At 35.0% G+C, this 16933-nt stretch carries 19 protein-coding genes; 8 read left to right on the top strand and 11 right to left on the bottom strand.

Annotated features, from left to right (window positions below):
- Positions 1 to 15 precede the first annotated feature (15 nt).
- The 3 genes from ACFO7M_RS07900 to ACFO7M_RS07890 form a co-directional block, all read right to left on the bottom strand.
- Complete coding sequence (locus tag ACFO7M_RS07900) at positions 16 to 1434, bottom strand: CCA tRNA nucleotidyltransferase (RefSeq protein ID WP_379713849.1); 1419 nt, start codon at positions 1432 to 1434, stop codon at positions 16 to 18.
- A gap of 83 nt (positions 1435 to 1517) precedes the next feature.
- Positions 1518 to 2084, bottom strand: a complete 567-nt coding sequence (locus tag ACFO7M_RS07895) for an L-threonylcarbamoyladenylate synthase (protein WP_379713847.1) — start codon at positions 2082 to 2084, stop codon at positions 1518 to 1520.
- Positions 2085 to 2086: 2 nt separating this feature from the next.
- Positions 2087 to 2920, bottom strand: a complete 834-nt coding sequence (locus tag ACFO7M_RS07890) for an ATP-grasp fold amidoligase family protein (protein ID WP_379713845.1) — start codon at positions 2918 to 2920, stop codon at positions 2087 to 2089.
- A 204-nt stretch (positions 2921 to 3124) separates the two neighbouring features.
- On the opposite strand from ACFO7M_RS07890, the gene ACFO7M_RS07885 reads away from it, so the two are divergent.
- From ACFO7M_RS07885 to ACFO7M_RS07875, 3 genes are all read left to right on the top strand, one after another.
- Positions 3125 to 4237, top strand: coding sequence for a glycosyltransferase family 4 protein (locus tag ACFO7M_RS07885; protein WP_379734987.1), 1113 nt, complete (start codon positions 3125 to 3127; stop codon positions 4235 to 4237).
- A gap of 4 nt (positions 4238 to 4241) precedes the next feature.
- Positions 4242 to 5303, top strand: coding sequence for an ATP-grasp fold amidoligase family protein (locus ACFO7M_RS07880; protein ID WP_379734985.1), 1062 nt, complete (start codon positions 4242 to 4244; stop codon positions 5301 to 5303).
- A 126-nt stretch (positions 5304 to 5429) separates the two neighbouring features.
- Entirely contained in the window at positions 5430 to 6308 is an 879-nt protein-coding gene (locus tag ACFO7M_RS07875; RefSeq protein WP_379734983.1) for an ATP-grasp fold amidoligase family protein, read from the top strand.
- Here ACFO7M_RS07875 and ACFO7M_RS07870 read toward each other — a convergent pair.
- Positions 6301 to 7152, bottom strand: coding sequence for a glycosyltransferase (locus tag ACFO7M_RS07870; RefSeq protein WP_379734981.1), 852 nt, complete (start codon positions 7150 to 7152; stop codon positions 6301 to 6303). The genes ACFO7M_RS07875 and ACFO7M_RS07870 overlap by 8 nt on opposite strands.
- A 78-nt stretch (positions 7153 to 7230) precedes the next feature.
- Between ACFO7M_RS07870 and ACFO7M_RS07865 the strand changes: the two genes are divergently transcribed.
- The 3 genes from ACFO7M_RS07865 to ACFO7M_RS07855 all read left to right on the top strand — a co-directional run bounded on the left by ACFO7M_RS07865 (position 7231) and on the right by ACFO7M_RS07855 (position 9844).
- Entirely contained in the window at positions 7231 to 8004 is a 774-nt protein-coding gene (locus tag ACFO7M_RS07865) for a Kdo domain containing protein (protein WP_379734979.1), read from the top strand.
- Positions 8005 to 8075: 71 nt separating this feature from the next.
- Positions 8076 to 8900: a glycosyltransferase family 2 protein gene (locus ACFO7M_RS07860; RefSeq protein ID WP_379713836.1), complete on the top strand. Its 825-nt coding sequence runs from the start codon at positions 8076 to 8078 to the stop codon at positions 8898 to 8900.
- Complete coding sequence (locus ACFO7M_RS07855) at positions 8900 to 9844, top strand: NAD-dependent epimerase/dehydratase family protein (protein ID WP_379713834.1); 945 nt, start codon at positions 8900 to 8902, stop codon at positions 9842 to 9844. Before ACFO7M_RS07860 ends, ACFO7M_RS07855 begins: the two co-directional genes overlap by 1 nt.
- Here the strand turns inward: ACFO7M_RS07855 and ACFO7M_RS07850 are convergent.
- Positions 9834 to 10886, bottom strand: a complete 1053-nt coding sequence (locus tag ACFO7M_RS07850) for a glycosyltransferase family 9 protein (protein ID WP_379734978.1) — start codon at positions 10884 to 10886, stop codon at positions 9834 to 9836. The genes ACFO7M_RS07855 and ACFO7M_RS07850 overlap by 11 nt on opposite strands.
- Before the next feature lie 7 nt (positions 10887 to 10893).
- Positions 10894 to 11709, bottom strand: coding sequence for a 2,3,4,5-tetrahydropyridine-2,6-dicarboxylate N-succinyltransferase (locus tag ACFO7M_RS07845; RefSeq protein WP_379713830.1), 816 nt, complete (start codon positions 11707 to 11709; stop codon positions 10894 to 10896).
- A gap of 438 nt (positions 11710 to 12147) precedes the next feature.
- Between ACFO7M_RS07845 and ACFO7M_RS07840 the strand changes: the two genes are divergently transcribed.
- Together ACFO7M_RS07840 and ACFO7M_RS07835 are read left to right on the top strand one after the other, a co-directional pair.
- Positions 12148 to 12516 carry a hypothetical protein gene (locus ACFO7M_RS07840; protein ID WP_379734976.1) on the top strand — a complete coding sequence of 123 codons (369 nt, stop codon included), beginning with the start codon at positions 12148 to 12150 and terminating at the stop codon, positions 12514 to 12516.
- Positions 12517 to 12629: 113 nt separating this feature from the next.
- Positions 12630 to 12914: a hypothetical protein gene (locus tag ACFO7M_RS07835; RefSeq protein WP_379734974.1), complete on the top strand. Its 285-nt coding sequence runs from the start codon at positions 12630 to 12632 to the stop codon at positions 12912 to 12914.
- A gap of 218 nt (positions 12915 to 13132) precedes the next feature.
- Here ACFO7M_RS07835 and ACFO7M_RS07830 read toward each other — a convergent pair whose 3' ends face one another.
- From ACFO7M_RS07830 to ACFO7M_RS07810, 5 genes are all read right to left on the bottom strand, one after another.
- A complete protein-coding gene (locus tag ACFO7M_RS07830; RefSeq protein WP_379713824.1) occupies positions 13133 to 13342 on the bottom strand; it encodes a helix-turn-helix domain-containing protein in 210 nt (69 codons plus the stop codon).
- Positions 13343 to 13345: 3 nt separating this feature from the next.
- The gene (locus ACFO7M_RS07825) at positions 13346 to 13900 is read right to left on the bottom strand and encodes a DUF2975 domain-containing protein (protein WP_379734972.1); all 555 of its coding nucleotides are present in this window, start codon (positions 13898 to 13900) and stop codon (positions 13346 to 13348) included.
- A 119-nt stretch (positions 13901 to 14019) separates the two neighbouring features.
- Entirely contained in the window at positions 14020 to 14610 is a 591-nt protein-coding gene (locus tag ACFO7M_RS07820; RefSeq protein ID WP_379713820.1) for a hypothetical protein, read from the bottom strand.
- A gap of 109 nt (positions 14611 to 14719) precedes the next feature.
- A complete protein-coding gene (locus ACFO7M_RS07815) occupies positions 14720 to 15874 on the bottom strand; it encodes an acyltransferase family protein (protein WP_379734970.1) in 1155 nt (384 codons plus the stop codon).
- 137 nt (positions 15875 to 16011) lie between these two features.
- Entirely contained in the window at positions 16012 to 16890 is an 879-nt protein-coding gene (locus ACFO7M_RS07810; protein ID WP_379713816.1) for a LytR/AlgR family response regulator transcription factor, read from the bottom strand.
- Positions 16891 to 16933: the final 43 nt, after the last annotated feature.

Raw genomic sequence — 16933 nt, 5'->3', positions numbered from 1 at the left:
GAATTATGATTATTGTCAGTTCACTTTCTTCAATCCCATCTTTTCAGCTTTGGCCAAAACAAAATCATAGGCCGCCTGATATTCGTTCGGGATTTCCCCTTCCAGAATAGCTTCTTTAACCGCTTCTTTTAATACGCCAATTTCGCGTGATGGTTTTAAATTAAATAATCCCATAATTTCTTCTCCAGTGATAGGCGGTTGAAATACACGAACCTTATCTCGTTCTTCTACTTCAACAATCTTTTCACGAACGATTTTGAAATTATTATGGTATTTCTGGAATTTTTTAGGATTCTTGGTTGTGATATCCGCTTCACACAAAATCATTAAATTTTCTACATCTTCTCCAGCATCAAAAACCAATCGACGAACTGCAGAATCGGTAACGATATCTTGTGCCAAAACAATCGGACGTGAACTCATCATGACCATTTTCTGAACGAACTTCAATTTGTGATTGAGTGGCATGTGTAATCTTTCGAAGATTTTCTTGGCCATTTTACCACCTAAAAATTCATGTCCATGAAATGTCCATCCTTGTTTTTTGTTGTAGCGCTTGGTTGGTGCTTTTCCAATATCATGTAATAATGCACTCCATCGTAACCAAACATCATCTGTGTTAGGGCAAATATTATCTACAACCTCCAAAGTGTGATAAAAATTGTTTTTATGGGTATGTCCTTCCACTTCTTCCACATTATTTAATGCAGTTAGTTCAGGGAGTATGATGTCTAATAAACCGGTTTTGTACAATAATAAAAAACCAACTGAAGGCTGAGGACACATCAGTATTTTGTTGAGTTCATCTACAATTCTTTCGCCCGAAATGATATTGATCCGATCTTTATTTCTTGAAATCGCTTCCAATGATTCTGCTTCGATTTCAAAATGAAGTTGTGATGCAAATCGGATGGCACGCATCATACGTAACGGATCATCAGAATAGGTAATGTCTGGGTTTAACGGTGTTCGGATAATCTTGCTTTGCAAATCATTCACACCGCCAAATGGATCTACCAATTCTCCAAAGTTGTTTTCGTTTAGCGACAAAGCAAGTGCATTGATCGTGAAATCCCTGCGGTTTTGGTCGTCTTCGAGAGTACCATTTTCTACCATTGGTTTTCGGCTGTCAAAATGGTAACTTTCTTTACGAGCTCCTACAAATTCAATGTCCATATCTTCATAACGAAGCATGGCTGTTCCATAATTTTTAAAAACCTGTACTTTAGGATTGTGCGGAATCAGTTCTGATACTTTTAAAGCCAAATCGATGCCGCTGCCTACAGCAACGATGTCGATGTCTTTTTTGTGATTTCGATCCAAAAGAATATCACGCACAAATCCGCCAATCACATAACATTCTACATTAAGTTCATGCGCCGCTTGTGTGATGATACTGAATATTTTATTTTCTAAATGTTGTTTGTAGTTCATTTTTGAAGTTTAAAGTTTAAATGTTTACAGTGTAAAGTGGTTGACTTTAAACTGAAAACTGTAAACTATGACTGCTACAGAACCTATTTTCTTATGATTTTAACTTGACTGTCAGCGGTTAATTTGATAATGGTTGAAGGTTTGTCACAAATCTTGTCGTGGTGCAAATTTACTACATAGTCGACACCTTTTATAATTTCAGGTGAAATTTCTTTGAAAGACTTCGGGGTTGGTTCGCCGGAGATGTTAGCGGAAGTGGAAACCAAAGGTTTTTTCATGCGTTCCATCAATTTGAAGCAAAAAGGTTCTTTGACTAATCGTACTCCAAGTGTTTTGTCTTCTGCTACGACATTATCCGCAACATTTCGCGGATTGTCCAGAATTAAGGTGGTTGGCTTTTCTGATAAGTCTAAAATTTGCCAAGCCACTTCGGGAATGTCTTTGAATACAGTATACATCATACGTTCCCCATTCATCAAAACAATCATGCTTTTGCTTTCTTCACGTTGTTTTAAAGCATAGATTTTTTTTATCGCTTCTGGGTTGGTTGCATCACATCCAATACCCCAAACCGTATCTGTAGGATAAAGTATAATACCTCCGTTTTTAATGATTTCGTATGCGTTGTGTACTTCAGTGTTGATGTCCATGTCTAAATTTTATTGGGTAGAACGAAATAATTGCCTATTATTTTATTGTACTCCAAAGGTAAGTAAGGATTTGTTCCATTGGAAGGATAAAATGTCATTTCACCAAAAATTGTTTTGTTATCAATGGAGTACAAATCGACCCTAACAAATGGGATGTCTTTTGATAATGTTTGTGCCACATAAATCATGTCTTCAAGGTTTGAAGGTTGCTCCGCTTCACCGGTATAAAACGGATTTTTCTCATGATAAAAAGGAAGTTTTTGCCAGTTGGTGTCATAGTGACATCTAAAGTTGTTCACTTTGCGTTCCAAATCGACTTGAATGAATTTTATTTCGCCGTTGAAGCAAAAAAACTTGTAATCATTAATGATTTTATTTTTGGAATCTTCCAGGAATTTTTCGGCTATAATTAAAGGTTCGATATTTTTATAGGACCATTCTTTTCCTTTGTTGTAATAGTTCTTTTTCTGCCATTTTTTCAAAAGCTTTATTGTTTGCTTAAAGCAAATGTCCTTTTTGTTTTTTACTATTAAATTAAAACCGCTGCCATGTACACACTTTAATACAAACTTTTCAGGAAGCTGTTCAAAATCAATTTCTTTTGGAGTTTTATAAACACCCAGCAAGTCGTTTAAGTATTGTTCGCCAACTTTTTGTTTGATATAGTCTCTTACATTGTATTTGTCTGCAAGCTGATGAAATGAAGGGTTTTTATAGTAGACTTTATACCATTGGAGTTTTTCATTAAAAGTTTCCGGTTTTTCCAAATTGAGCCTTTTTTGAGTAACTGATTCATACTGAATAGGTACGTATAGCTTCAAAGGAAGGAACTTCATCTTTTTAAGTAATGAAATAAAAATTTTTCTAGGGGTATTGTAATTTTTTAATTTCACCGAATAGAATATATATTATGCAATAATAAGAAAATGTTGTTAAAATGATGAAAGAAACTTTTTTTTAAAGGTAAAGAATAACAATTTGTGATAAAAAGGATCTTGATAAAAGTGATATATTTGTTAAAAAATTCTTAATACCTACTTATGAGATTACTTCAAATAACTGCTTCAAAGGGATGGAGAGGCCATGAACAGAAGATCATTTATTTATATGAAGCATTTAGAGATTTCGGTTATGTTGAAGAACAATGGATTATATGTCCCAAAGATTCAGAAGTATTCAAAATAGCTACTGCTAAAAACATGAAGGTTTTCGGTTATGATATTCGATCAGAATACGATTTGAAATTTGCGAAAGACTTAAAGAAATTTGCTGTTGAACACCAAGCAGATGTTGTTTTTATTCATAACAGTGAGTCGCATACTTTAGCCGTACTATCCTCTTTGTTTTATGGATTAAAAACACCGCTTGTTCTTTGTAGAACCTTAATAAAAAGGGTGGATACCAATTTTTTCAGAAAATGGAAATACAACTATAAAGGCATCAAAAAAATCATTTGTGTGTCCTATCCGGTGGTGGATGTGCTAAAATTTGCAGTGAAAGATCATAGTAAACTTTCTGTGGTAGGGAGTGTTACAGATATTAATAAGTTTCCAAAGCAGCATAAAACAGGATTGCTGCACAAGGAGTTTGATATCCCACTGGATTATAAAATTGTGGGTAATATAGCGGCATTTACTGGTTTTAAAGATCATAAAACTTGGGTAAATACTGTAGCGGAATTACATAAAAGAGGAGAAAAAATTAAATATATACTTGTTGGAGATGGTCCACTAGAAGCTGAAATAAAAAGCCAAGTGCGCGAATTAGGCTTGGAAAACGAAATTATTTTTGCCGGATTTAGAAAGGACATCCCCGAAATTTTACCCGAATTTGATTTATTTTTATTTACCTCTAATAATGAGCCTACTGGTGGCGTTTTATTAGAATCCTATGCTTGTCATGTTCCAATTGTGGCAGCAAACGCAGGAGGGATTCCTGAAGTTGTGGTAGATGGAGAAACAGGATTACTGGCTGAAGTGGGTAATCCCGTAAGTTTTGCGGATAAGGTATCGTATTTAATTCATGATGCTGACTTACAACAAAAATTCATTACCAATGGATACCAATTTTTAATTGACAATTTTACGAAAGAAGTGATTGCCAAAAAAATGTTTGATGAATTGAACGAGGTTGTGATTAATAATGCAAAATAATACAATGAATTTTTTCAGAAAAAAGTTTTGTCAACTCTATCTGAATCTTTTAAAAACGTTTTCTTCCAATGATATTGCAATATCAAAATTGCAGTTCTATCTAAAAACCGGAGAAAAACTGAATTTAGAAAATCCGGTTACGTTTGCCGATAAACTGCAATGGCTCAAACTTTTTTATTATGATGAAAGTTTTGGAAAATTTGCAGATAAGTACCAGTGTAGGGAAGTGGTTAAAGAAAGAGTAGGTGAGGATATTTTGGTAAAATTGATTGCCACATATGACTCTGTTGATGCCATTAATTTTGATAAATTGCCCAATAAATTTGCTTTAAAATGCTCTCACGGTTCGGGGTATAATTTAATTGTTCATGATAAATCGAAACTGAATTTGGAAAAAGAAAGAGCCAGATTGAGAAAATTCATGGCCTCCAATTATTATTATAAGTTCAGAGAGAAAATCTATAAAAACCTAAAACCGATAATTATTGTTGAAGAATTGTTAGAGCAAGGGAATGGCAATACATTGATTGATTATAAGTTTCAATGTTTTGATGGTGTACCTGCCAATGTTTTAATTAAATCAACTGAAAACGGTATTGGTAAAATGGCGGTATACGATCTGAATTGGACTAAATACCAACCCGATGTAAATTGTAAGATATATCTTGAAGCAGAACTACCCAAACCTGCAAATTTAGACCAAATGAAGGATGTAGCCGCTCGATTATCGGAAGGGTTTCCTTTTTTGCGTGTTGATCTATATTCTGTTGATGATACAATTTATTTTGGAGAATTAACTTTCATACCCAATGGTGGTGCCAAAAAAATACTATTACAATGCTTGAATGAGCAGTACGGAAAATTGCTTCAACTTCCTAAATTTTTAGGAATTGTTGCTTTTTCATTTTTGATAATGAATCCCTTGATTGTTTTTTATTTATGCCCTGTGCTACTTCTATTTCAATCTATGTTGCCAATATTAGGCGAAATTCCAGAAGTTATAATAGATGGAGAAACTAGCTTAGGGTTAATGGATGCAAATTGGAAGTCTAGTAAATTGAGTTGATATACTTTGATTTTTGTTCATAATGATGAATGTAAAGTCAATTGGCATCATTTTAGGTGATAATTTTATAAATGAAGAAATTACTGAAAAGATGAAGAATGGAATAATCGAAATACCTAAAAAACAATGAATTTTATTAAAAGAAAGTTTTTTGCTGTTTACACAGTAATTTTGAAAATGTTTGGAGCTAGTGATGTTGCTATCTCTAAAGCAAAATACTATAGTAAAAATCTAAAGTTTTTAGATTTAGACAAACCTGAGGAGTTTATGGAAAAACTTCAATGGTTAAAGCTTTTTTATTACAAAGAAAGTTACAAGAACTATGTGGATAAGTACGAGGTTAGGCAATTTGTGAAGGAAAGAATTGGTGAGCAATATCTGAATAGCATAATAGGAGTTTTTGATGAAGTTGACGCTATCAATTTTGATGAATTACCCGATCAATTTGTTTTAAAAGCAACCCATGGTTCTGGTTTTAATGTTATTGTGCCCGACAAGACTAAATTAGATAGTAAAAAAGCCAAGAAAGAGTTGTGTGGTTTTATGAAAAGGGATTACAGTAAAGTAAATCAAGAAGCGATTTATAAAGAAATCAAACCAAGAATCTTAGCCGAAAATTACTTGTCACAATTGGAGGAAAAATGTATTGTTGATTATAAGTTTTTCTGTTTTAATGGTAAAGCAAAATACGTTTGGGTAAAAACATTTCACGATTCAAAATACAGAAACTGTTATTACGATTTGAATTGGAACAAAATCAAGGAAGAAAATTATCGCTCTAATTTTTTAGAATTGGATATGAAACGACCGGATAATTTTGAAGAAATGATTTGGGTTGCCGAAAAACTTTCTCAAGATTTCATCTTTATGCGTGTTGATTTGTATTCAATTCAAAATAAAACCTATTTCGGTGAATTGACTTTTTTCCCTTGGGGAGGAAAACAAAGAATAACCGTAGAACATTTTAATAAAGAATTTGCGGATTTAATCCAATTGCCTATTTGATTTTATAAACACCTAGTTTTCGTTTGATAACCTTACTGAATAAAACCATCTTAACATAAAGGAAGTTTTTCAAACTTAAAAACCACCACGAACTAAACGGCGCTAAATCGGTACTTATTTTTTTATTGATAGCTTCGGATAGAATGAACTCACCATTTATATCTTCCCATTTGATATTGCCATAACCATCAAACTCATTTACTTTGTTCTTCTCGTGAATAATGGATAGCCAAAGTCGTTTGTTCGTGATTTGTGTGATACGCGTTTCTTTTTTCCACATATTATGATCACTAAACCAAACCGTTTTTGGATGGTCATTTTTTTCAATCAAACTAATAAACGGATTGAAAATATGTTCTTTTTTACCCAATATAAAATTAGGTTTTACCTGCAATGAATATCCATTTATGATATCAATGGCTTGGTAATCCTGTACTTTGAATTGTTTTTGTACCTCGTCAATGAAATATTTGCTAATGCTGTCATCGTTGTCAATTCGAGAGGTAATCAGATGTGATTTTCCTTCGCTATTGGTTGTAATGTATTGTTGGATTTCATCATAAAAAGCTGGCATCCCATCAATAAAGAAAATAGTAATGTTCTTTTTATCTCGAGTAAGTTCCGTTATCCTGTTTTTGAATTTATCACTAGTGGTAGTATCAAAAAATAATAACCATTCAAAATTCTGATTTACCTGTGCAGTAACCGATGGAAAACAAAAGTTTTCAAACAGCCACATTCTGTCTTCCATCCAATCGTCGGTTAATAACGATTCATTGTTTTTGGTAACATCCCATTTCGGGTTTCTTAGATTAAATCGGGTGATAAGATAATGGTCGAACATTGTGTAAGCTAATATTTGGTGTAAAAATAAAGTAAATATATTAAAAAGGTTAATTTTGCAGTACTAATTAAAGACCATATGAAGATCCAATTCAATGCAAATTTTCAAAATAAAAGCAATGAAATACTCAAATGTATAACTGATTTTGAAAAGGAAGGCGAGGTTTTATATGGCGGAACACGAAATTTGATTAAAACGTTTCTACTGTCCGATGGTTTGGAAATCAATGTGAAAGCGTTTAAGATTCCCAAGTTTTTTAATCAGTTCGTGTACCGATATATCCGAAAATCGAAAGCGAGAAGATCGTTTGAAAATGCCAATTACCTTATTGAAAATGGATTTTGTACGCCACAACCGATTGGATTTATAGAAGAATCCGGTTTGTTAGGTTTGGGAAAAAGTTATTACATTAGTGAACAGTTGGCTATGGATTTGATGTTTCGGGAATTGACAACGAATACAGATTATCCCGACTTTGAAAATATACTGAAGCAGTTTGCACAGTTTTCTTTCCGATTGCATGAAAAAGGAATTGAATTCATCGACAATACCTCCGGAAATACATTAATCAAGAAAGAAGAAAATAATCGGTATGATTTCTATTTGGTGGATTTGAATCGGATGAATTTTCACCAAAACATGTCTTTTGAGTTGAGAATGACTAATTTGGCAAAACTGACTTCCAACGAGAAGGTATTGAAGGTTATTAGTGCTGAATATGCTCAACTGTCAGGAATTGAAAGTGATAAAGTGTATGAGGTTTTAAAAAATAAAGCAGACAATTTTCAATATAGTTTTCACCGAAGAAGGGAAATTAAAAGGAAAATCTTCTTTTGGAAACGAAACAAATAAAGCAGAAATTTGTAAAACAGGTATAAAATCTAAAAATCAATTACCTTTGTACCTAAATTGATCATTAATTTATGAAAATATCGGTTGTAGTCAGTACGTATAATGCTGAGGAATGGTTGGAAAAAGTCTTAATTGGATATAGTGTTCAAACGTATAAAGATTTTGAAGTTATCATCGCTGATGACGGATCTCGCCAGTCCACCAAAGACTTAATTGATAAATACGCTGCAGAATATCCAGTGCCTTTGCGTCATTTATGGCATGAAGATATGGGATACAGACGTCAGGAAATTTTAAATGTTGCCATTGTTGATGCGGCTTACGAATATATTATAATGACTGATGGGGATTGTATTCCTCGTAAGGATTTTGTAGAAATTCATGCGAAACAAGCTCAAAAAGGGAAGTTTCTTTCCGGTGGCTACTGCAAATTACCAATGACTACTAGTAAATATATTACCAAAGAAGATATTGTTTCAGGGAAATGTTTCAATGTGAAATGGTTGAAGAGTATTGATAAGTTAGGGTTTTCTAATGTATTGAAATTAGGCTCTACTACAATTGCGGCCAAAGCATTGGACTTCTTTTCACCAACTACTCCTTCGTTTAATAATTGTAATTCTTCGGGTTTTAAAGAGGATATGATTGCTGTAAACGGATACGACGAGCGTATGAAATACGGTGGTCCTGACCGAGAATTTGGGGAGCGTTTGGAAAATTACGGAGTCAAAGGAAAGCAAATTCGTCATAAAGCAATCGTACTGCATTTGGATCATGCCAGAGGGTACAAAACACCTGAATCTTTGGCAGCCAATTTAGCCATCAGAAAAGAAGTAAAAGATAAAAAAATCAAATGGACTCCATTTGGTATTAAAAAACAAGAACTACCAGCATAATGAGAATATTAGTTACTGGAGCAGCCGGATTTATTGCATCACATTTATGTGAAAAGTTATATTCATTAGGTCATGAAGTTGTCGGGATTGATAACATCAATGATTATTATGATGTGAATTTAAAAGAGTTAAATGCTAAAGATTTGGCAGATAAAGGAATTCAGATTCATCGCGTTGATTTGAATTCGGATTTGAGTGCTGTATTCGAGAAGCCTTTCGATTATGTCTACCACTTAGCGGCTCAACCGGGTATTTCTTCTACGACTTCTTTACAGGAGTATGTGGATAATAACATATATGCAACTCAAAACTTATTGGAAGCGGTTTTGGAATTCAATCCCGGATTAAAATCATTCGTGAACATTGCGACTTCATCGGTGTATGGTATCGAAGCAACTGTAGATGAAGAAGTGCCTGCAAAACCGGTTTCGTTTTATGGTTCGACTAAACTAGCTGCTGAGCAATTGGTACTGGGGTTACAACGTACCGGTAAGTTGAAAGCTTGCTCTATTCGATTGTATTCAGTATTTGGTCCAAGAGAGCGTCCGGAGAAATTGTACACTAAACTAATTGAGAATTTGTACTACGACAAACCATTTCCTTTGTTTGAAGGAAGTATAAAGCATGAAAGAAGTTTTACTTATGTTGGGGATATTGTTGACGGACTAGCGGCGATTATCGGAAAAGAAGACAAGGTAGACGGAGAAATCATCAATTTAGGAACCGATGAAGTGAATACTACTGCCGATGGCATCAAAGCGGTGGAAGAAATCATGAATAAAACCTTAATTATAGACCATCAGCCACCTCGTAAAGGAGATCAGCAAAGAACTGCTGCTGTTATCGATAAAGCTAGAAACTTATTGGGCTATGCGCCTAAAGTAAGCTTGAAGCAAGGTTTAGAAGCACAAGTAAACTGGTATTTGGAAAAATTTACGAAGTAATTCGCTTTATAAAATCAATTAATGACGCTCGATACAAATCGGGCGTTAGTTTTTTATACAGCTCCAGTGCCTGTTGTTTGAATTGTTTGGAATGCTGTCCGTTATAGATTTCCGGATGGTAATCGTTTAAATGTACGGCAATATGGTTTTTATCATCCGTAAGCATATTCCATGACGATTTGTTGATCCACGGAGAGAAAATGGTAAACGTTGGAATATTCAATGCTTTCGCCATATTTACGGCACCTCCTTCGTTACCAATCATGGCATCACATTGTGAAAGTACCGACAAGAAAGTGCGTAATCCTTTGGTATAAAAATCCAGTACAATTTGTTGTTGCGTTTCAGGCAAGCAAGCGTCATAAATGGCTTTGGCTTCAGCTTCCTGGTTGGGCATGAAATTGAATAATAATTGAGCTTTGCTTTGTGCTGCAATGTCATCCAGAGTGGTGGCCATTTGTGCGGTAGGTAAGCTCTTGTTGGTATCACTTCCCAAGACACTGATCATAACGATTGGTTTTGAGGTATCCAGCCTTTCCTGAATGCTTTTTTGAGCCGAAGCTATTTCGGTATCCGTCAGGTAAATTTTAGGGAATAGGATAGAAGTTGGCTTTTTGAGTAAAGCTTCGGCCAATTGCAAACGGTGTGCTATGGCCGAACCTTCAATATTCTTTTTAGGGATAACTGTTTCGGAAAACAGTAATTTAGTATACCATTTTTGATTTCCTATTCTGGTTTTGGCGCCGGAGAAATAGGCAGGAATAATACTTTCCCATTTTCCATAGGCATCAATAACAGCAGTGTATTCTTCTTTTTTGAGTTCAAGTCCGAACTGGATTAACTTGAGAAATCCGTCTTTTTTCTTTTTCTCGAAAAAGACCACTTTATCGATGAAAGGATTATTGTCTACAACAGGCATCGTATTGGGTTGTACCATGTAATGTACTTTCCAGTCGGGATGTTGTGTTTTGATTGCTTCGCAGATGACTGTACTAGCCAGTACGTCGCCAATCATTTTCTGTTGTATTACTAATACTTTCATTAGGGAATTATACTGCTACGTTATATTCTCTTAATGCATCGTTAAGAGATGTTTTCAAATCGGTTGATGGTTTGCGTTTTCCGATAATTAAAGCACAAGGGACTTGGTATTCACCCGCTTCGAATTTTTTAGCGTAACTTCCTGGGATTACTACAGAACGAGCTGGAACGATACCTTTGTATTCTACTGGTTCCGGACCAGTAACATCGATGATTTTGGTAGAAGCCGTCAAACATACATTGGCACCTAGAACTGCTTCTTTTTCAACACGAACACCTTCCACTACGATACAACGCGAACCGATGAAAGCACCATCTTCGATAATTACCGGAGCTGCTTGTAATGGTTCCAATACACCACCGATACCTACACCACCGCTTAGGTGAACGTCTTTACCGATTTGTGCACAGCTACCTACAGTTGCCCAAGTATCTACCATCGTACCTTCGTCAACATATGCACCAATGTTTACGTAACTTGGCATTAAGATCACCCCTTTTGAGATGTATGCACCGTGACGGGCAACAGCGTGAGGTACTACACGAATTCCTTTTTCAGCATAGCCTCTTTTCAATGGAATTTTATCGTGGTATTCGAAGATACCCACCTCAAACGTTTCCATTTTCTGGATAGGGAAGTACATTACGACTGCTTTCTTTACCCATTCGTTAACCTGCCAACCGTTGTCTGTTGGTTCTGCTACGCGAAGGGTTCCTGCGTCTAGTAAATTCACCACTTCACGGATTGTGTTTTGTGTCGTTTCTTCCTGTAACAACGCTCTGTTTTCCCAAGCTTGTTCTATTATTGATTGTAAGTGTTGCATAAAAAATCTATTTACAGCAAAGATAAAGTTTTGAAAGTGCCAAAACTACACCTACACTAAAAAACTTGATTTTGTTAAAAAAAAGGGATTTGTTGTTTATTGTTTGTTGTTAATGGTTTAAGGTTGTTAGGATGAATCTGAATATCTGAGAAGTCGGAGGGTTTAATCATCTAATAATACAACTGCATTTTGATATGACATAAACACGACATAAACCCGATATATATACGCTATATATACGCCATATATACGCCATATATACGCCATATATGTTACTTTGTAAAGAAGTATATGCAAGAAGAGTAAGAAGGGCAGTCATTTTATACGACAAGCTTGTAGGTTCTTTTTGCGTTTATGAAGTTAAAATTAAGGATGTTGAGTAGAGTTTTATTGAATAAGAAGCTGAAAAATAGCATAATAAAATCATAAAGTTTTGGTTTGTCTTATTTAGAAATACTGTTTTTCGTTATTTTTGAATTGATGAAGTATTTGGCTTTTATATTGAGCTTTCATATTCTAATGCTGACAGAAATGCCGGTAGTGGCTTCTTTGTATGCTAAAATGACTTCGGAGCAATGCGGTACGACTTGTTCAGAAGTGCCGGATTCGGATGATGAAACCGATGGTTGCAGTAAAGAAAGCTGTTTGACTTCACCTTGTTGTAAAATACAGTTGTTTTTGACTTCTTTTGAAAAGCCAATCCCTCAGTTTTTGTTGGAACCCCTTCAGCAAAACAACTTCAATCTCAAGCGACTTTTAATTACTTTATCATCTTTTGATATTTGGCATCCGCCACAAATTATTTAAATTATTTTCGATACAATCAGTGCTATGGATTTTACATTGCTATTTCTTTGTTCGAAGGATAGTAGATGTTTTTCTGTGCGCCACACTTTATAATTCATTTAAATATCAAAATCATGAAAAATTCAATCATAATAGTAGTATTCCTTTTTGCATTTACTTTAACAGCGAATGCACAGGAATCCAAAGCAAAAGCTAAAAAAGAAGCTTGTTGTTCGGCAGATAAGAAAGCGGCTAGTACGTCGGATAATTCCAAATGTTGTGTAGTGGCAGCAGCCGATAAAAAGAACTGTTGCGCTAAGGACAAAGCGAAAGCTGTTTCCTCAGTTGCGGAAAAGCATTCTTGTGCGACTGATGGAACATGTTGCGGCAACTGTAAAGAAGCTAAAGCGAAATCTTAATTTTAATTCTGAAGGGCGTTTCATTGAGGCGCCCTTTTTGATTCTCGCTTCGTTGCTCCAATCATAACTTTCAAGTTGCCTATTAAATATCACTTAGAAGTAGGCAGTAGTAGTGGTAGTATACCAAGTAAAAGAGGAACCCTTCTGCGTTCCTCTTTTGTTTATTGCAACATAGTGATTGTCAAAATGCGATAATGATTAGGCTAATAGGTTTGTTGTTATTTCTCATCGACAAATTCCAGGATATCGCCGGGTTGGCAATCGAGAACTCTACAGATGGCTTCCAAAGTACTGAAACGAATTGCTTTTGCTTTTCCTGTTTTTAGAATGGAAAGATTGGACAAAGTTAAGTCGACTTTCTCTGAGAGTTCGTTAAGAGACATTTTACGTTTTGCCATCATCACGTCAAGGTTTACAATTATAGCCATAGCTTATATGGTTAATTCGTTTTCGGATTGGATTTCGATACCTCTTTTGAAGATATGTGCGATAACAAATAAGATTACACTCATAAACAACCATACATCGGCTCCGCTTAAATGTAATTGTTGGATGCTGGGCATTTTTATTCCTTTCGTTAAAAACCATTCCACATGTTTAGCTCCCCAATGCGAAAACATAGCAATTCCGAGAGCTATATAGGAAATTAAAAAAAGGAATCGACCAGTTTCTTTGTTGAAAGGCTGAGTCATATTGAGTTTTTTATCGTAAAGGATTTTGATTATCTGATAAAATAATAGCGCTTTCAAGACAGCTACAATAGTCATAATTAAGCATTCTACTAAAAAATACCCAGGATCATGAGCATAAAGGTCTGATAAATCGACTTCCTTCCAAAAAAAGTGAGCATCAATTGGATTGATGTAATAGGTAAAGAATGTGTTGAAAATAAATCCACCGGCTTGTATGCATAATCCAATGAAAATTATCCAAGAAAGGACATGTAAAAGCAGTAGTATTTGCTTCGAATTGATTCTAATTTCCATACTCTTTAGTTTTAAAGTTATGGTTAAAAATACTAAAATATTTATTGATAAACAATAAATATATATTTATAAGCAAAAAAAATGAATTGATTTTAAGTAAGAAGACGCTACGGTATAAATTACTCTAGTATACCGTATACTTCTTCCGGGTCAATTAATTCGTTGTAACCTTCAGATTGTGGAATAAATTTCTTTTGCTTGGCATTATAGAGGTAATGGTTTGTAAGTAAGTTTTCAGAGACTTCAACAATATCGTCTCTAAATAAATGAAGCGTATCCTTTTGTAAAGTATAATCGCCAAAATAATGACTTGATGTATGTGGATTCTGTTCACTAATCTCGAACTTGTTGTTTTCATAAAGCGTAAGCGTTACCTCTTCGTGGCCGCTAACCAATTTTGACGAAATTATTTGTCCATTGTCATTATACCATACAGATAAAGGATAGGTAACAATAAAAAACAAGATAATAGAGCCAACGGTATAATTTGTTGTTTTGTAATGGATTGTGCCTTGTTTTTTGCCTCTGAAATACTCTTTACTATAGAGCACTATTAAATTGATAGTAAGCAATATAATTAAAAATGGAATGAAGATAATGTTGTAAACGGTATCATTGTAATCTGAAAATCGGATTACTGACTTAAAAAGTAAAAAACTAAGAAAATAAAGTGTAAGATATCGGAAAGTATAAAACAGAACTTTTTTCATTGTTTTTTGTAATAGTTTTGTGATGGAAAAAGATAGCGATTGGTAATCGGTTGATGAACTAGTTAAGCAAATATAGAAAGTACATGCAACAAATTACCAATCCCTTGAATTAATTCGTTTCCAGTATTCCATACTGTTTGGTTGTTTTGGTCTGTTGTAAACCGAAAAACGGTCGTATCAACAGCCATCTTCTGATGAAGCCTTCATAGACCAACCATGAAATCAGGAAAGTGCCAACCGATAGGAACAGGAACTTTACTGCAAAATTCCATTGGAGATGCATTATGAAGTAGCCCAGAATCACCGTAACGGTTTGATGGAGAATATAAAATGGATAGACAGCCTGGTTGCAATAGGCCAGAACATGGCTGGGTTTGTTGAGGTATTTTGAGGCATAACCAAATAAAGTCAGTATCCATGACCAGAACGAAACAACATACACCAGTGCTTCAATGAAGTGTCTTACATATCCATCTTCAAAAGCGGTGATAAGCATCAGGAAAAGAGCAAAAGCAATACTTCCGCACAACAGATAACTTTTTCTGTTTTTCTCCACAGTGCTCCAGAATACTTCTTTTACGGAGATCAGTAAGAATCCGAAAAAGAATAGAGTAATGCTGTTCATGATCACAAACCAGTCGCCTACCAAAGCATGGGTTTCTTCAAAAAAGGGTTCTATAAAAGATTCAATCAGATACAAAGGAAGGACAAACCAGTACAAACCCCATCTGGTGGTACTTATTTTTGCTGTCAGCCTCAAAATGCCACAATCGGGATTTTTTCTTAAATAAAGGAAAACGGGAATAAGTACTAATGAAAATAGAAGCAGGTAAGGAATAAACCAGAGGTGATGCCAGCTTAGATTGCCTTCGGGGTATTCACCAATAAAGGCCTGCGATGGCCAAAAGTCGAAGTAACTGCCTTTGATTAGACCTTTGGAAAGCTTTTCAATATACACCTGTGGAGGCACAATAACCAGCATTCCGAAGATAAGCGGTAATAGTAATTTCTTGGTTCTTTCCCAGGCAAACTGGCCCGCATTTCTTTTCGAAAGTGCATAAGATGTACCCATGCCTGAAATTACAAAAAGGATAGGTAACCGCCATTGGTTTAAAAATAACATGGGATATTTAATCCACTCGTACGTTTGGTTGTTCTTAATATGCCAGCCCCAATCCGGAGTTACAAAAAACATTCCTACATGATAAAAAATGAGTAATCCGAATACAATTACTCTAAGCCAGTCTAAGTCATATCTACGCATAATTCCGATTTTTTTTTTGACAAAGTTGCGGGCAAAAAAGGAATGCTACAATTACTTGTTACAAAGAACAAGATTATGGGATGAAGGGCAAGGTTTTGGGACTGACAGCAACTTCTGGGACGAATGACAAGGCAGTTTTAGATTGTATTTACAGCGAAATCGAACGCTTGGATATAATTTCGTGAAACAGGAACGGGATCCGGACAGTCTTTCAGAGTGACTTTATAACCTTGTGCATTTCCGGCCACCTGTTCGATATGATTCAGATTCAATACAATTGAGCGGTGTGTTTTTAGGATATACGGAAAAGAACTTAGTTGCGCTTCCAGGTTTTTAATTGTAATGCGTTTCACTACTTTTTGCACTTTTGTTGCTTCCTTCAGATAGATTTCGGCATAATTTCCTTCGGCTTTGGCATAAAGAAATGTATTGCTACAGAAGGTAAATTTTTCGGATTTGACCTCGGTGGTGATGGTAATTATCGTATCGGTTATTGTTGGTTCAGTATGCGATAAGGTAGAAGAGAGGCGTTCGGCATTTTGTTTGTTGATTAGTTTGCGGTGGTTCAGATTGATGAAGATGATAATTGGAGCAAGGAAAAACCCAGCCACTAGTGAATTGGTAATTTCTTCTCTGAAATAATGCCATGACCCGTTTAGCGGATTGTTATAAATGATATCGCGGATTAGGAATTGTGTTATTCCGGTAAAAAGTACGAGAAGAAAAACAGTAATGCATTCTTTCTTCATGGTCCAGGAGTTCGTTATAGTTGGAAACAGCCTGAACAGTAAAGAGAAACACAATACCACGGCTATGGGTGAAAGCGAATGGATAACCGAAATCCAGAAATAATCCATTTTATGTTCATTGCTATTGACATCAAATGGCTGGAGTAAGTAATTGAAAAAGAAAGAAATCAGAAAGATGACACTTACAATCCAGAACAGTTTATTGCCTTTATAATAAAAAGGGTAAGGCTGTTTCAAGAAAAAAGAAAAAGTGCTTTCAGAATTCATTTTTTATGTGCTTTGATAGTACTACCTTTATCTAGAAAAGACA

Origin of the sequence: Flavobacterium sp. GCM10023249 (genome assembly GCF_042653365.1) — a bacterium.
Taxonomy (GTDB): Bacteria; Bacteroidota; Bacteroidia; order Flavobacteriales; family Flavobacteriaceae; genus Flavobacterium.
Note: the sequence above shows the minus strand (reverse complement) of the source record. Positions and strands in the feature narration are given on the sequence as shown.

Bases quoted from the DNA above. Each gene is read 5' to 3' on its own strand.
- ACFO7M_RS07900 (WP_379713849.1), bottom strand. From the start codon at position 1,434: ATGAACTACAAACAACATTTAGAAAATAAAATATTCAGTATCATCACA.
- ACFO7M_RS07895 (WP_379713847.1), bottom strand. From the start codon at position 2,084: ATGGACATCAACACTGAAGTACACAACGCATACGAAATCATTAAAAAC.
- ACFO7M_RS07890 (WP_379713845.1), bottom strand. From the start codon at position 2,920: ATGAAGTTCCTTCCTTTGAAGCTATACGTACCTATTCAGTATGAATCA.
- ACFO7M_RS07885 (WP_379734987.1), top strand. From the start codon at position 3,125: ATGAGATTACTTCAAATAACTGCTTCAAAGGGATGGAGAGGCCATGAA.
- ACFO7M_RS07880 (WP_379734985.1), top strand. From the start codon at position 4,242: ATGAATTTTTTCAGAAAAAAGTTTTGTCAACTCTATCTGAATCTTTTA.
- ACFO7M_RS07875 (WP_379734983.1), top strand. From the start codon at position 5,430: ATGAATTTTATTAAAAGAAAGTTTTTTGCTGTTTACACAGTAATTTTG.
- ACFO7M_RS07870 (WP_379734981.1), bottom strand. From the start codon at position 7,152: ATGTTCGACCATTATCTTATCACCCGATTTAATCTAAGAAACCCGAAA.
- ACFO7M_RS07865 (WP_379734979.1), top strand. From the start codon at position 7,231: ATGAAGATCCAATTCAATGCAAATTTTCAAAATAAAAGCAATGAAATA.
- ACFO7M_RS07860 (WP_379713836.1), top strand. From the start codon at position 8,076: ATGAAAATATCGGTTGTAGTCAGTACGTATAATGCTGAGGAATGGTTG.
- ACFO7M_RS07855 (WP_379713834.1), top strand. From the start codon at position 8,900: ATGAGAATATTAGTTACTGGAGCAGCCGGATTTATTGCATCACATTTA.
- ACFO7M_RS07850 (WP_379734978.1), bottom strand. From the start codon at position 10,886: ATGAAAGTATTAGTAATACAACAGAAAATGATTGGCGACGTACTGGCT.
- ACFO7M_RS07845 (WP_379713830.1), bottom strand. From the start codon at position 11,709: ATGCAACACTTACAATCAATAATAGAACAAGCTTGGGAAAACAGAGCG.
- ACFO7M_RS07835 (WP_379734974.1), top strand. From the start codon at position 12,630: ATGAAAAATTCAATCATAATAGTAGTATTCCTTTTTGCATTTACTTTA.
- ACFO7M_RS07830 (WP_379713824.1), bottom strand. From the start codon at position 13,342: ATGGCTATAATTGTAAACCTTGACGTGATGATGGCAAAACGTAAAATG.
- ACFO7M_RS07825 (WP_379734972.1), bottom strand. From the start codon at position 13,900: ATGGAAATTAGAATCAATTCGAAGCAAATACTACTGCTTTTACATGTC.
- ACFO7M_RS07820 (WP_379713820.1), bottom strand. From the start codon at position 14,610: ATGAAAAAAGTTCTGTTTTATACTTTCCGATATCTTACACTTTATTTT.
- ACFO7M_RS07815 (WP_379734970.1), bottom strand. From the start codon at position 15,874: ATGCGTAGATATGACTTAGACTGGCTTAGAGTAATTGTATTCGGATTA.
- ACFO7M_RS07810 (WP_379713816.1), bottom strand. From the start codon at position 16,890: ATGAATTCTGAAAGCACTTTTTCTTTTTTCTTGAAACAGCCTTACCCT.